Consider the following 15,240-nt stretch of genomic DNA (forward strand, 5'->3'; position numbering starts at 1 on the left):
TTTTTAAGGAAGAACATAACTCGAACTAAAATATTTGGTAAGTTTGTGTTATAGATGATTTTTAATTTTAAGCACATGCCGTTGAAAAAGCAATTGAAATTTGATAAAGCTTATTTACGAATAGCACGAGAATGGAGTAAGTTATCTCACTGTAAGCGTCGTCAAGTTGGGGCTTTAATTGTGAAAGATAGGATGATAATTTCTGATGGATATAATGGCACCCCAACAGGTTTTGAAAATTATTGTGAGGATGATGAAGGTTATACTAAATGGTATGTGTTACACGCCGAGGCAAATGCGATATTAAAAGTAGCAAGTTCTACAAACTCATGTAAAGGAGCAACCTTATACATAACCATGTCTCCTTGTAAGGAGTGTAGTAAACTTATTCATCAAGCAGGAATAAAAAGAGTAGTTTATTTAGAAAAGTATAAAGATAACGACGGTTTACTCTTCTTAGAAAAAGCAGGAATAGAAATTACTCACTTAACAGCCTTAGAGGACGATTGAAATTTTATCAAAGTAAATACTTGCCCATTATTATAGGAACTGCCTGTGCGCTTGGGGTTTGGTTAGGGTCTTTTGTGAAGCTAAACCAAACTACCAGCAGTTTTTTTACAGGAAATACCAAAAAAGATAAACTTAACCGCCTTATAGATTATATCGACTATGAGTATGTAGATGAAGTAAATACCGATAGTATTGTAGATGTTACAGTAAATAGAATTCTCAAAAACTTAGACCCACATTCTACGTATATTCCTGCAAAAAAATACGCCGAAGTCTCAGAGAATATGCAAGGAGACTTTGTAGGTATTGGCGTTAGTTTTTATCGGATTCAAGATACGGTAGCCGTTATACGCCCATTGCCTAACAGCCCTGCAGAAAAAGCAGGTATAAAAGCTGGAGATCGTATTTTATATGCAAATAACATTGCTTTATTCAATACAGCTATAGGAAACGATTCACTAAAAAAAATTCTAAAAGGAGAACCCAAAACAAAAATTAACTTACAAATAAAGCGGCAAGAAACTTCAGGTTTATTAAGCATTGCTGTAGAGCGCGACCATATTCCTATAAAAAGTATAGATGCTGCCTATATGCTTAATGCACGCTTAGGCTATGTGAAAATAAATCGTTTTTCGGAAACAACAGCACAAGAATTTCAAGAAGCTGTAAAAGCATTAATAACCCAAGGAGCAACAGAGCTTTGTTTAGACCTGCGAGATAACGGAGGAGGGTATTTAGACCAAGCAGTAAAGATAGCCGATGCATTTTTACCAGATAATAAGCTTATTGTTTTTACTAAAAATAAAAACGGACACATTAATAAAACCTATGCTACTGCAGATGGCAGCTTTGAAAACACCAAGGTTTTTGTGCTTATAAATGAAAATTCAGCATCGGCAAGTGAGGTAATTGCAGGCGCTTTACAAGATAATGATATAGGAACAATTATAGGAAGACGCTCTTTTGGTAAAGGACTTGTGCAGCGCGAAATGGATTTGGGCGACGGGAGTGCGGTAAGGTTAACCGTAGCAAGATATTATACTCCTACAGGGCGTTCCATTCAGCGCTCTTATGCTAATGGTAGCAATGCATATTTTCAGGAATATACTGAGCGCTATAATAATGGAGAGTTGTTGCATAAAGATAGTATCCAAGTAAACGATTCGCTTAAATTTACAACTCCAAAAGGAAAAATAGTTTATGGTGGTGGAGGTATTATTCCCGATGTTTTTATCCCTAAAAATACAGATCAAAACAAAGAGAGTTTAGACTATATGCTTAGAGGCGGGGTGATAGATAGGTTTATTTTTAATAAATTAGAAGAAAACAGAAAGTATTATAATCAATTAACATTAGAGCGTTTTGAAAAAGAAGTTGTGGCAGATGAAGCGATGCTTGTAGCTTATATGGATTATTTAGGGCAGTTTGGGTTTGACTATCAGCTTTCTAAATATAAACCTTTATTAAAGCAATATTTAAAAGCTACAATAGCTTTGCAATTATTTGGAAGCAATGCCGCAGAAAAAATTATCAATGAGCATGACCCCTACCTTCTTAAAGTAATACAATTAGACACAGAGTAATATAATAGTAACTTAGAAAAGCAAAAAACCTTCGAGAAAATCGAAGGTTTTTGCTTTTAAGAAACTTTAAAAGTTTTCTTATTTCATTTCAGCATATTTTTTTGATACAGTTTCCCAGTTAATAACATTAAAAAATGCATTGATATAATCAGGACGTCTGTTTTGGTAATTCAAATAATAAGCGTGTTCCCAAACATCTAATCCTAAAATAGGAGTTCCGCCACAACCAATACCAGGCATTAGTGGGTTATCTTGGTTTGCAGTAGAGCAAACATCTACTTTTCCTCCTTTATGTACACAAAGCCAAGCCCATCCAGAACCAAATTGTGTAGCAGCAGCATTAGAGAAAGCATCTTTAAAAGCTTCAAAAGAACCAAAAGCAGCATTGATAGCCTCTGCCAATTCTCCTGTAGGTTCACCTCCTGCATTAGGAGCCATTACTTCCCAAAATAAGTTGTGGTTGTAAAATCCGCCACCGTTGTTACGAACCGCTTTATTGTCCATATCTAAACCTGTAAGGATGTCTTCAATTGTTTTCCCGTCAAGTGCAGTACCTTCTATGGCAGCGTTAAGTTTATTGGTATACCCTGTATGGTGTTTTCCGTAATGAATTTCCATAGTTTTGGTATCGATATGAGGTTCTAATGCATCAAAAGCATAGTTTAATTTAGGTTGTTCAAAAGCCATAATTGTATGATTTTAGTAGTTAAAAATTAAATTCAATCAAAATTACTTATTTATTACAAGGATAAAAATAAAAATATGTTATAAAAAGTTTAAACGCTGTATTTTTTATAGATAAAAACAATTGTGTATTAGAAATGTTTATACTGCTTTTGTTAAACTCAACTTTAATAAAAGTGTATTTTAGTAAAAAACTTTTTTCTGTTGGACAACTTCTTACCACTTACCATATACGATGCTTCTGCAGGAGCAGGAAAAACCTTTACAATTGTAAAGAATTACTTGAGTATTTTACTGCAAGCAAAATCTAGAGATTATTACCGAAATATTTTGGCAATTACATTTACCAACAAAGCTGTTGGAGAGATGAAGCTGAGAATTATAGAAAGCTTAAAAACATTTAGTCAAACGCCAGTTCCCGAAAAACACCAAGCCTTGTTGGCGGCAGTGCAGCAACAAACAAAACTTTCTGAGGAAGAAATACAACAAAAATCGGCCGATATTCTAAAACGATTATTGCATAATTATGCGGCTTTTGAGGTTTCTACCATCGATGGGTTTACACATCGTATTTTAAGAACCTTTGCAAAAGAGCTTGAAATACCGCTTAATTTTGAAGTTGCCTTAGATACCCAAAGTATTTTACAGCGCGCCGTAGATAGGCTTATTGCAAAAGCAGGGACAGAAAAACAGCTTACAAAAGTATTGATAGATTATGCCATTAGTAAAGCCGACGATGATAAAAGTTGGGATATAGGCAAAGATTTATTCGAAATTTCTAAACTACTCACAAACGAAGATACCTTAGCCCAAGTAAACCGATTATCCCATTATAAGTTGCAGGACTTTACCTTGTATAATGAACAGATAAAAAATGAGATAAAAACATTAAAAGAAGCTTGTGTAGAAACCGCAAAAAACTTTTTTAAGCTGCTGGAAAATCAAGGAATAGAGAAGGACTCCTTTAGCGGGAAATATGTGCCTAAATATTTTGAAAAAACACTTAGCGGAAAAGGAACTTTTACAGATAGAACTCCTAATTGGATAACCGAAATTCGCACAAAAAACCTATATCCTAAAAAAGCTTCGACAGCGCAACAAAGCTTACTAGAAAAGTTTCAGCCAGAAATAGCTTCTTATGTAGAGAACACCGAGAAGTGGTTTGAGGAAATTTATTTTTACGAACAAATACAAAAAAGCTTAACACCACTTTCGTTACTTACGGCGATTCAGGCAGAGGTTACTCAAATTAAAAAAGAAAACAACCAGTTTTTAATTTCAGAGTTTAATACCAAAATATCCGAGCAGGTTGTAGGAGAGCCAGCGCCTTTTATTTACGAGCGTTTGGGAGAGCGGTACCAGCATTTTTTTATAGACGAATTTCAGGATACGTCTGTTTTACAGTGGCAAAATTTAATTCCGTTAGTAGGGCATAGCATTACTACAGAAATTGCCGAGAATAAAACAGGAAGCTTACATTTGGTAGGCGATGCAAAGCAGTCTATTTACCGTTGGCGAGGCGGTAAAGCCGAACAGTTTATAGGCTTAAGCGGAAAGGAAAATCCTTTCCCTGTAGAAAAATCTTACGAAAACCTGGGCGATAATTACCGGAGTTCTCCTGCCATCGTTAACTTTAACAACAGTCTGTTTAGTTATATGGCAAATAGTTTTCCAGAAGAAAAGAAAGCATATAAAAATCTATATGAAAATGCAGCACAACATCCTCAAAAAACCACCGAAGGCTTTGTAGAACTTACTTTTTTAGACGCTAAAAATAACGAAGAAGCCGATAATGAATTTCCAGAAGAAGTAGAAAAGCGTATAAATAAACTAATAGAAAGCAATTATGCGTATAAAGATATTTGCATTCTAGTGCGAAAAAATAAACAAGGATTAAAAATTGCTTCACATTTAAGTGCAAAAGGAATTCCGCTTATCTCATCAGAATCGTTGTTGCTGGTAAATTCTCCTAAAGTTAAATTTTTAGTAGCATTGCTGCAAAATATGCTGTTTCCTAATAAGAAAGAAGTAAGGTATGCCTTGCTGAATGAAGTCTTTGCTATAAGAGAAAACCTAGGCGATTATTATGGGTTTATTACAGAAAATTTGCGTAAAAATCAAACTGATTTCTACCGCGATTTGTCGGTGGATCCAGAAGAGTTCAAGATAGAAAAAGCCTTGCAACTCCCATTATACGATATTGTAGAATATGCTATAAGAAGCTTTCAGCTAACCACCACTAGCGATGCTTATGTGCAGTTTTTTTTAGATGAAATTTTTGCATTTACTCAAAAAAATCACACAGGGATTTTAGGTTTTTTAGATTATTGGGAAGAACGGAAAGATAAATTAAGCATTAGTAGCCCAGAAGGCGAAAATGCCGTGCAAATTATGTCTATTCACAAGTCTAAAGGATTGGAGTTTCCTATTGTTATTTACCCGTATGTAAAAGATAATTTTGCTGACCTCTCTAGAGATAATCTATGGGTAGATATTCCTAATTCAAAGCTAATAAATCCAGTATATTTCTCAACGGTTTCCACAAAACTAGCCGCCGTAAACACAACAGTATCTGAAGCGATAGCGCAACTTTTGGCAGAAAAACAATTAGACACCTATAATTTGCAATATGTAGCTTTTACAAGAGCCGAACAGCAATTATACATCTTATCTTCTTTTAATAGGGCGGCAAAAAGCTTACCTAAAGAGACTACTTTTGAAGGCGTATTGATAAACTATTTACAAGAAAAACAACTTTGGGAAGAAAATAAATACACCTATCAGTTTGGAGTGTTTGTTGAAAAAACGCTACAAAAAGAGGAAATTGTTATACCGCAAATTCCTAAGTGGTTATCTTCAAACCCAGAAACTAAAAACATACAATTGGTAACAAAATCTGGCGCTTTATGGCAAACCAAAGCAGAGAAAGCCATTGAAGAAGGAGAGATGTTACATGAGCTTTTAAGGAAAATAATCCTTGCAAAAGATGTAGATGAGGTAGTAGAAAACGCATACCAACAAGGGCTTTTTCCTAACAACAAAAAAGCCTATTATTATAAAAGCTTAAAAGCAGTAGTAACACAGCCAGAGTTGGCGTTGTATTTTTCTGATAAAGTAACTACATATACCGAAAAAGAAATTATACACGAGCATAAATTTAAACGTTTAGACCGTTTATGTATTATAGATAACAAAGCCATAATTATAGATTATAAAACAGGAAACTTCTATCCAAAACACCTAGAACAAATTACATCCTACGCAGCAGCAATAAAGAAGATGGGATATACGGTAAAAGAAAAACTATTGGTATATTTATCCGATCAAATAAGTATAAAAAAGCTGTAATATTGTAAATAAAAATAAAACTATGTATAGCGATAAAATCAAAAAGCAATTACAAGAAGAATTAGCAACCATAAAAAACGACGGGTTGTATAAAAAAGAACGCATTATTACCTCTGCACAAGATGCTGTAATAAAATTAGATAATGGGCAAGAAGTAATCAACTTTTGTGCAAACAACTACTTGGGGCTTTCTTCACACCCAGAAGTAGTGCAAGCAGCAAAAGATACTTTAGATACCCATGGCTTTGGGATGAGCAGTGTGCGTTTTATCTGTGGTACACAAGATATCCATAAAACTTTAGAGCAGAAAATAGCCGACTTCTATCACACCGAAGATACCATTTTATACGCAGCAGCTTTTGATGCAAACGGAGGGGTTTTTGAACCGCTTTTAACAAAAGAAGACGCCATTATATCAGATTCATTAAACCATGCCTCTATTATCGATGGAGTTAGGCTTTGTAAAGCAGCTCGCTACCGTTATGAAAATAACAATATGGAAGATTTAGAAAAGCAGTTGCAAGAAGCTAATAAAAATGGAGCACGTTTTAAAATTATTGTAACCGACGGGGTTTTCTCTATGGATGGACTTTTAGCTCCGTTAGATAAAATTTGCGATTTGGCCGATAAATACGATGCTTTAGTTATGGTAGACGAATGCCATGCCGCTGGTTTTATAGGGAAAACGGGAAGAGGTACCCTAGAGGAAAAAAATGTGATGGGAAGAGTAGATATAATTACCGGAACCTTAGGAAAAGCCTTAGGAGGTGCTATGGGAGGATACACCACAGGTAAAAAAGAAATTATAGAACTTCTAAGACAACGCTCTAGACCTTATCTATTCTCAAACTCTTTAGCGCCAACCATTGTAGGAGCATCCATAAAAGTATTCGATATGCTAGCAAACAATACCGAATTACGCGATAAGCTAGCTTGGAATGCCACTTATTTTAAAGAAGCCATGAAAGAAGCTGGTTTTGATATTATAGAAGGAGACTCTGCAATTGTACCCGTAATGCTGTATGATGCAAAACTTTCGCAAATAATGGCAGACAAACTTTTAGAAGAAGGCATCTATGTAATAGGCTTTTTCTTCCCAGTTGTTCCAAAAGAAAAAGCACGTATTAGAGTGCAACTTTCTGCAGCCCACGAAAAAGCACATCTAGACAAAGCTATTGAAGCATTCAAAAAAATAGGCAAAGAATTAAAGCTTATTTAGAAGAATTATGAATTATTTTTAAAACTTGTTAAGAAAACTTTATTATTAAAACTTTTGTTAATTGTTAACAAGCTTATACTTTTGTGAATATTAATCAGACAAATTTTATATGAATATGAAACATCTTGGCAAACTATTATTTGTGTCATTGTTTGCACTTACCGTGTCAACAATACAAGCACAAGACAAAAACAATCCTTGGGTTATCGGTATAGGTACCAATGCAGTAGATTTTTATCCTGCAAATGAGGATCACATGTTTAGTAAGTTTTTTGATGTAGACAACTACAACATTTTACCTTCTGTATCTAGATTATCTGTAGGTCGTCACATCGGAGGGAATTTTTCTGCAGAATTAGCAGGATCTATCAATAAAATAGAAACCGTAGGAAATTATAGTGTAGACGATTTTTCATACTACAGTATAGATGGTACTATCCTTTACTCTTTAAGAAGAAACCAAGGATGGTTTGCACCTTATGGAGGTATTGGTGGAGCATATAATTGGATAGATGATGAAGGTTTTGCTACATTAAACGGTACTGCAGGAATTAATTTTTGGGTGTCAGATAACATAGCATTATTCTTACAAACTACTTACAAACACGAGTTTGAAGATAAAAAAGTAAACGATACTCCAGACACTGTAAAACACTTCCAACACGTAGTAGGAGTTAAGTTTGCCTTTGGAGGAACAGATACCGATGGTGATGGTGTTTATGATGATGAAGACGAGTGCCCAGAAGTACCAGGCTTAAAAGAGTTTAACGGATGTCCAGATAGCGATGGTGATGGCGTACCAGATAAATCAGACGATTGTCCAGACTTACCAGGACCAATTGAAAATAACGGATGTCCAGATAGCGATGGCGATGGTTTAGCAGACAATAAAGACAAGTGTCCTAACGAAGCAGGACCTATCGAAAACGACGGATGCCCTTGGCCAGATACTGATGGAGATGGAGTATTAGATAAAGACGATAAATGCCCTAACGAAGCAGGACCTGCAGAAAACAACGGATGCCCTTACTTAGATAGCGATGGAGATGGAGTATTAGATAAAGATGATCACTGCCCTAAAATAGCTGGGCCTAAAAGCAACAACGGTTGCCCAGAGGTAACAAAAGTAATTATCGACCAGTTAAATAGCTACTCTAAAACAGTATTGTTTAAAACAGGAAAAGCAGATATCCAAGAAGGATCTTACGATGAGTTACAAGCAATTGCTGATATTATGAAAAAATTCCCTAACGCTAAATTTAAAGTAGAAGGGCATACAGATAGTACAGGTAGTGCTTCTCTAAACTTAAGATTATCTAAAGAAAGAGCAGCTTCTGTAAGAGAATTCTTAATCACTAAAGGTATTCCAGCAGAAGCATTAACTTCTGAAGGATACGGAGAAAAACAACCAATCGCTTCTAACGCTACAGCTTCAGGAAGAAAAGAAAACCGTAGAGTTGAAATCAAATTAGCAGGAAGTGTAGAAAGAAAAATTATTCAGAAGAACTAATTTTTAATCACATACTTATAAAAAGTCGTCCATTTTGGACGACTTTTTTATTTTAAAACCATTTCAAGTAATTTTTTTTTAAGATATTTACTACTAAATTACTATCTATGAGAAAGCTTATATTTCTTTTTTTTAGCTTAAGTATTATTGGTATTTGGAATATGCAAAGCCAAGAAGAAGCCTATGCTGATGGAGAATGGCTTAAATTTAGAATTCATTATGGTTGGTTTAATGCAAGTTTTGCAACTTTAGAGGTTAAAAAAAGTATTTATAAAGGAGATAGCGTTTTTCATGTGTTTGGGAGAGGAAAATCTACAGGTTTACTCGATTTATTTTTTAAAGTAGATGATGATTACCAAAGCATTATCAGAGCTACAGATCAACTTCCTGTAAAATTTATCAGAAAGATAAATGAAGGCGGTTATACAAAAAATAGGCGTATTTATTTTAATCAAGAAAAGCAAAATGCCCTTGTTCACGATTTAAAAAGAGATACCAAAAAAACCTTCTCTACAAAAGCTAACGTACAAGATTTAATTTCGGTTTTCTATTTTTTTAGAAATCAGTTAGATATAACTAATCTAAAAGAAAATCAGGTCATCGAAGCCGACCTGTTTTTTGATGATGAAAACTATAAGTTTAAAACCGTATACTTGGGTAAAGAACGTATAAAAACAAAATATGGTAAGGTTGAAGCTTTAAAATTTAGGCCTTATGTACAAGCAGGGCGTGTTTTTGAAGAAGAAGAAAGCCTAACCCTATGGGTAAGTAACGACCAAAATAAAATTCCTTTAAAAATAAAAGCAAAATTGGCAGTAGGCTCATTAGAAGCAGATTTAGATGGATTTAAAAACTTAAAACACCCAACAGAAATTTTAGCCAAATAGAAAACTTATCACTTCTTCAATTCTTCCTGCTTTTTCTATTTTTATGTGATATTTTTTATCCGCTATTTTATTTTCTTTAGAAATCAAAATATAAGAAAACCCTAGCTTTTCGGCTTCAAGAATACGTTGTTCTATACGTGTAACGGGTCTTATTTCTCCTGCTAATCCTACTTCTGCAGCAAAGCAAATGTTTTTCTCTATGGCAATATCTTCGTTAGAAGAGAGAATGGCTGCAATTACGGCTAAATCGATGGCGGGGTCATCTACACTAATACCTCCTGTAATATTTAAAAATACATCTTTGGCTCCGAGTCTAAATCCAGCACGTTTTTCTAAAACTGCCAAAAGCATGTTTAAGCGTTTAGCATGGTAGCCTGTAGTAGAACGTTGTGGCGTTCCGTAAACGGCCGTACTTACCAATGCCTGTATTTCTATCATTAACGGGCGCATGCCTTCTAGGGTTGCGGCAATGGCCGTTCCACTAAGGTTTTCTTTGCTGGAGGAAATAAGAATTTCTGAAGGATTGTTTACCTCGCGTAGCCCATTGCCTTGCATTTCGTATATACCCAGCTCGTTGGTAGAGCCAAACCTGTTTTTATGTGCTCTTAAAATTCTATATACATGGTTTCTGTCGCCTTCAAACTGCAACACGGTATCAACCATATGTTCTAAAATTTTAGGGCCTGCAATGCTTCCTTCTTTGGTAATATGACCAATTAGAATAACGGGTACCTGACTTTCTTTGGCATATTTTATTAACTCTGAGGTGCATTCCCTAATTTGAGAAATACTACCAGGAGAGCTTTCTATATAGTCGCTATGCAGTGTTTGTATAGAATCTATAATCACAATTTCGGGTTCGAAATTTTCGATATGCTTAAATATCTGCTGAGTTTTTGTTTCGGTTAGGATGTAGCAATTAGAAAAAGAGGTTGTAATACGTTCTGCACGCATTTTGATTTGCTGTTGGCTCTCTTCTCCAGAAACATATAAGGTTTTAAATGGAAGTTGTAGCGCAATTTGGAGGAGTAAGGTACTTTTTCCTATGCCAGGCTCTCCTCCAAGCAAGGTTAGCGACCCTGGAACAATTCCCCCTCCAAGCACGTTATTAAATTCTTTATTTTGGGTAAGAAGTCTAGGTTCTTGTTGGTATTTAATATCTTTTACAAGTATAGGCTTTTGTTTAGATTTACTTTTTGTAGTTTTCCAATCTTTTTTGTCGGTTGAAATTACTTCTTCAGCAATGGTATTCCATGCCTTACATGAAGAGCATTGTCCTTGCCATTTTGCGTATTGAGCTCCGCATTGTTGGCAATAAAAAGAGGTTTTTACTTTGGCCATTCCTATTGTTGTTTGGAAAAGGCAAGGTAATAAAAAATTACTTGCTTTTTATTAGGCCTATCTTGTAAAGCTATATTTTAGACTTATTCCTAATGCCATGGTTCTTAAGTTTTTATTGTTTCCGGTGTCAAATAAATGGTTGTAAGTGAAGTCTATAGGGTTTTCTTTATTATAAGTGATGCTGTTTTTATCATTATTTCCTTTTAAAAGGGGGACTAAACCGTATTCTGCAAAGGCTCCGAGGTACAGAAATTTATTGCTGTTGTTTAACCTAAATTTCATTCCGCTTTCTAAGAAAAGAGCAAAAGAAAATTGTGCTTTTATTTTTCCTTCCTTACTGGCCTTGTCAGAAAAATCGCCAAACCCCATGAATAATGGATCATGGAGTTCAACATTATGTTCAGGGTAATAACCCGAGGTTGTTAGGTCTTGCATTTTTGTTTTGTAAGACGAGGTTAAGGCCACGCCTAGTTTTCCTCCTGCTTTTACATAAAATAAACTTTGCATGCCTCCTTTTTGGTATTGTAAACCTATTGGTAGGTTTAACATGTTTACTTGATATTTTTCTTCTACTCCTTTTAATTGATACCTAAAGTCGAAAAGCTCATTATCAATATCATATTCAAAATATGAGTCTTTTAGCACATCTGTTTTTGCTGTGGTGTTGTACTGAAAAAACTCTAAGCCTACAGAAACCCCCCAAATAGGATGCCAATAGAATCTAGATTCTTCAAAAAAACGAGTATATCCTAAGCTGATACCTCCTCCTAAAGCAGGCTTATTAGTGGTTTGTGGATTTTGGTAATCTAACCCCATAAAGCTTGCTGAAATCCCCGCATAATATTCACGATCATGTTCTTGCGAATGGCTTATATGGGTTAAGCCTATATAAGAGAATACAAGAAAAATTAGACGAAGCTGTTGTATATTAATGGTTTTCATTTGTTTCTGATTTTTATTTATTCCTTTCCTATTACTCATCGCTTATTCTACAATTAATCGGAATGTTTCTTTATAATGGGCTGTTGTACAAACTAATAAATAAGTTCCTATGGCTAGTTCTTCGGGTAATTTAAGCTCGGTAATGCGTTGCGAACTTTTGTAGCGTTTAACTAAGGCTCCGTTTAGGTTGTATAAATCAATATGCATATCTTTTAATTTTTTATCGGGGAAACCAACCTGAACAGTTATATAACTAGCTGCTTGCGTAGGGTTAGGATAAATACTGCCATTATAATTTTTTAGATTTATTTGTCCGATACAAGTTTGCAAAACTTCTCCTGTAGTGGTAAGCATTTTTACCCAATATTCATCTTGTGGATTTAGTAAATCGTAGGTTGTTGATCCAGCAGAATAATATTGGTTTTGTGCTATCATCTCTCCATTTTTATACCACCAATAGTCTACAAACGAATAGCCTCCATTTGTAGATGGATTGTTGTTTACTAAAAGTACATTGTTAAACTTTTGCACAACGATGTCCTCAAATGAGAATCGTTTTTCTATAATAATAGTATAGCTTTTTTGGTGTTCTCCATCTTGGGAGGTTACCTTTACTTTTTGTTTATAAATACCAGGTTTAGGGACTGCAATATCAAAGCTATGTGCAGGGGTAACTTCTGCGTTGATTTCGGTTTCTATAAGAATACTTACATACTCCTGTTCTGTTTCACAATCAATAAGATAATAGATTTCTTCTGGTGGATTAACATAAGTGTCATTTCCTACAAAAAGCCTGTGGATGTTTGCATCGCGACTGTTAATTTGTAAAGGTTGCATTACAGGAGTAGCAGGGAGGTAATTTTCGTTTCCTGCTTGGTGTGCGGTAATTTCTATCATCCCTGAGGTTAATAGAGTAACCCAACCTGTTGAACTAACCGTGGCAGGTGGATTATTAGCCGTAAATGTATAGGTGTAATCTACCGGAAGGCCAGAACTTGCTGTTGCTGCTAACTGAAAATCATCATCATCTTCAATATAAAGTATAGGCAATGAATTAAAGGTGATTTCCTGTGAGGCTTTTTCAATGGTTAAAGTGGCCGTTAGGCTGATATCTTCGCAATTTATAGCATTTTCCGGTGGACTCACTATCGCAGTTATGGTATAAACTCCCGCATTTATAGCTCCGTTAGCTTCTCCTGTACTAGGGGTTGTGCTGTATGAAACCGAAGCTCCTGTAGGAAGATTATTTACGTTGATTTGATGTAGGTTACCATCGTAAGTTACCGTTAGGTCGTTTAAGGTTACGTTTTCAATTGGCGAAGGATGTACAATGATACTTTGCGTTTGTGTACTAATATTTCCGTTACCGTCATGATATTTCCAAGTAATGCTATACGTCCCAGGGTTGCTATAGTTTAGTGAACTAGTAGTAGTTGCAGTAATTAGACCATTGCAATTATCTGTAGCTGTTGGTATCGGAATGTCACTCGCTAAAACTTCGCAAGTTCGTTCTATGGTAGGTAGGTTAGTTATGTTTGGAACAGGTGTGCTAACATCATTGATAATGATGTTTTGTGTTTGTGTACCGGCATTTCCGTTCCCATCGTCAAAGGTCCAAGTGATGACATGCGTTCCTTGGGTGTTAATCGGAAAAGTTAAATTATGTGTTCCTTGGATGATTGCTCCACAATTATCGGTAGCCGTTGGGATAGGCACCTCGGTTGCTAGTACTTTACATTCAGCAGTGATATCTGCTAAAGTTAGGTTATCAGGTGTTGGTGCAGTTACATCATTGATGATGATGTTTTGTGTTTGTGTATCTGCATTTCCGTTCCCATCGTCAAAAGTCCAAGTGATGACATGCGTTCCTTGGGTGCTAATTGGGAAAGTTAAATTATGTGTTCCTTGGATGGTTGCTCCACAATTATCGGTAGCCGTTGGGATAGGTACATCGGTTTCCAATACTTGACATTCAGCAGTGATATTTGCTAAAGTTAGGTTATCAGGCGTTGGAGCAGTTACATCATCGATAATGATGTTTTGTGTTTGTGTATCGGCGTTCCCTTTACCATCGTCAAAAGTCCAAGTGATGACATGCGTTCCTTGGGTGATGATTGGAAAAGTCAAATTATGCGTTCCGTATATAGTTTCCCCACAATTATCGGTAGCCGTTGGGATAGGTACATCGGTTGCTAGTACTTGACATTCAGCAGTGATATCTGCTAAAGTAAGGTTATCAGGCGTTGGAGCAGTTACATCATCGATAATGATGTTTTGTGTTTGTGTATCGGCGTTCCCTTTACCATCGTCAAAAGTCCAAGTGATGACATGCGTTCCTTGGGTGTTAATCGGAAAAGTCAAATTATGCGTTCCGTATATAGTTTCCCCACAATTATCGGTAGCCGTTGGGATAGGTACATCGGTTGCTAGTACTTTACATTCAGCAGTGATATCTGCTAAAGTTAGCTTATCAGGTGTTGGTGCAGTTACATCGTCGATGATGATGTTTTGTGTTTGTGTATCGGCATTTCCTTTCCCATCGTCAAAAGTCCAAGTGATGACATGCGTTCCTTGGGTGATGATTGGAAAAGTTAAATTATGTGTTCCGTATATAGTTTCTCCACAATTATCGGTAGCTGTTGGGATAGGCACATCGGTTGCTAGTACTTGACATTCTGCGGTAATATCTGCTAAAGTTAGGTTATCAGGGGTTGGTGCAGTTACATCATCGATGATGATGTTTTGCGTTTGTGTATCGGCATTTCCTTTCCCATCGTCAAAAGTCCAAGTGATGACATGCGTTCCTTGGGTGATGATTGGAAAAGTTAAATTATGCGTTCCATATATAGTTTCCCCACAATTATCGGTAGCCGTTGGGATAGGCACATCGATTGCTAGTACTTGACATTCAGCAGTGATATCTGCTAAAGTTAGGTTATTAGGCGTTGGTGCAGTTATATCATCGATGATGATGTTTTGCGTTTGTGTATCGGCGTTCCCTTTACCATCGTCAAAGGTCCAAGTGATGACATACGTTCCTTGGGTGATGATTGGAAAAGTTAAATTATGCGTTCCGTATATAGTTTCCCCACAATTGTCGGTAGCTGTTGGGATAGGCACCTCGGTTGCTAGTACTTGACATTCTGCGGTAATATCTGCTAAAGTTAGGTTATCAGGGGTTGGTGCAGTTACATCATCGATGATGATGTTTTGCGT

Annotated in this window: 10 protein-coding genes; 6 read left to right on the forward strand and 4 right to left on the reverse strand. The window is 35.9% G+C overall.

Annotation, left to right across the window (positions count from 1 at the left end; all coding sequences use genetic code 11):
• Positions 1-75: 75 nt before the first annotated feature.
• Complete coding sequence (locus GGR32_RS04090; RefSeq protein WP_183476714.1) at positions 76-510, forward strand: deoxycytidylate deaminase; 435 nt, start codon at positions 76-78, stop codon at positions 508-510.
• Positions 507-2,093, forward strand: a complete 1,587-nt coding sequence (locus tag GGR32_RS04095) for a S41 family peptidase (protein WP_183476716.1) — start codon at positions 507-509, stop codon at positions 2,091-2,093. Before GGR32_RS04090 ends, GGR32_RS04095 begins: the two co-directional genes overlap by 4 nt.
• 78 nt (positions 2,094-2,171) lie before the next feature.
• On the opposite strand, the gene GGR32_RS04100 is transcribed toward GGR32_RS04095, so the two are convergent.
• Complete coding sequence (locus GGR32_RS04100; protein ID WP_183476718.1) at positions 2,172-2,780, reverse strand: superoxide dismutase; 609 nt, start codon at positions 2,778-2,780, stop codon at positions 2,172-2,174.
• A gap of 201 nt (positions 2,781-2,981) precedes the next feature.
• On the opposite strand from GGR32_RS04100, the gene GGR32_RS04105 reads away from it, so the two are divergent.
• The 4 genes from GGR32_RS04105 to GGR32_RS04120 all read left to right on the forward strand — a co-directional run bounded on the left by GGR32_RS04105 (position 2,982) and on the right by GGR32_RS04120 (position 9,741).
• Entirely contained in the window at positions 2,982-6,125 is a 3,144-nt protein-coding gene (locus tag GGR32_RS04105; protein WP_183476720.1) for a UvrD-helicase domain-containing protein, read from the forward strand.
• Between the two features lie 22 nt (positions 6,126-6,147).
• The gene (gene kbl, locus GGR32_RS04110; protein ID WP_183476722.1) at positions 6,148-7,344 is read left to right on the forward strand and encodes a glycine C-acetyltransferase; all 1,197 of its coding nucleotides are present in this window, start codon (positions 6,148-6,150) and stop codon (positions 7,342-7,344) included.
• Between the two features lie 109 nt (positions 7,345-7,453).
• Complete coding sequence (locus GGR32_RS04115) at positions 7,454-8,854, forward strand: OmpA family protein (protein ID WP_343066421.1); 1,401 nt, start codon at positions 7,454-7,456, stop codon at positions 8,852-8,854.
• 107 nt (positions 8,855-8,961) lie between these two features.
• On the forward strand, positions 8,962-9,741 hold the full coding sequence (locus tag GGR32_RS04120) for a DUF3108 domain-containing protein (RefSeq protein ID WP_183476724.1): 780 nt from the start codon (positions 8,962-8,964) through the stop codon (positions 9,739-9,741).
• On the opposite strand, the gene radA is transcribed toward GGR32_RS04120, so the two are convergent.
• The 3 genes from radA to GGR32_RS04135 form a co-directional block, all read right to left on the reverse strand.
• Positions 9,730-11,082, reverse strand: coding sequence for a DNA repair protein RadA (radA, locus tag GGR32_RS04125; protein WP_183476726.1), 1,353 nt, complete (start codon positions 11,080-11,082; stop codon positions 9,730-9,732). The two genes, GGR32_RS04120 and radA, sit on opposite strands and share 12 nt — an antisense overlap.
• Before the next feature lie 57 nt (positions 11,083-11,139).
• Positions 11,140-12,024, reverse strand: a complete 885-nt coding sequence (locus GGR32_RS04130; RefSeq protein WP_183476728.1) for a hypothetical protein — start codon at positions 12,022-12,024, stop codon at positions 11,140-11,142.
• A 42-nt stretch (positions 12,025-12,066) separates the two neighbouring features.
• Positions 12,067-15,240, reverse strand: a 3,174-nt coding sequence (locus tag GGR32_RS04135) for an HYR-like domain-containing protein (protein ID WP_183476730.1), incomplete at its 5' end; no start/stop codon positions are given.

It is taken from the genome of Mesonia hippocampi (genome assembly GCF_014197445.1).
Lineage (GTDB): Bacteria > Bacteroidota > Bacteroidia > Flavobacteriales > Flavobacteriaceae > Mesonia > Mesonia hippocampi.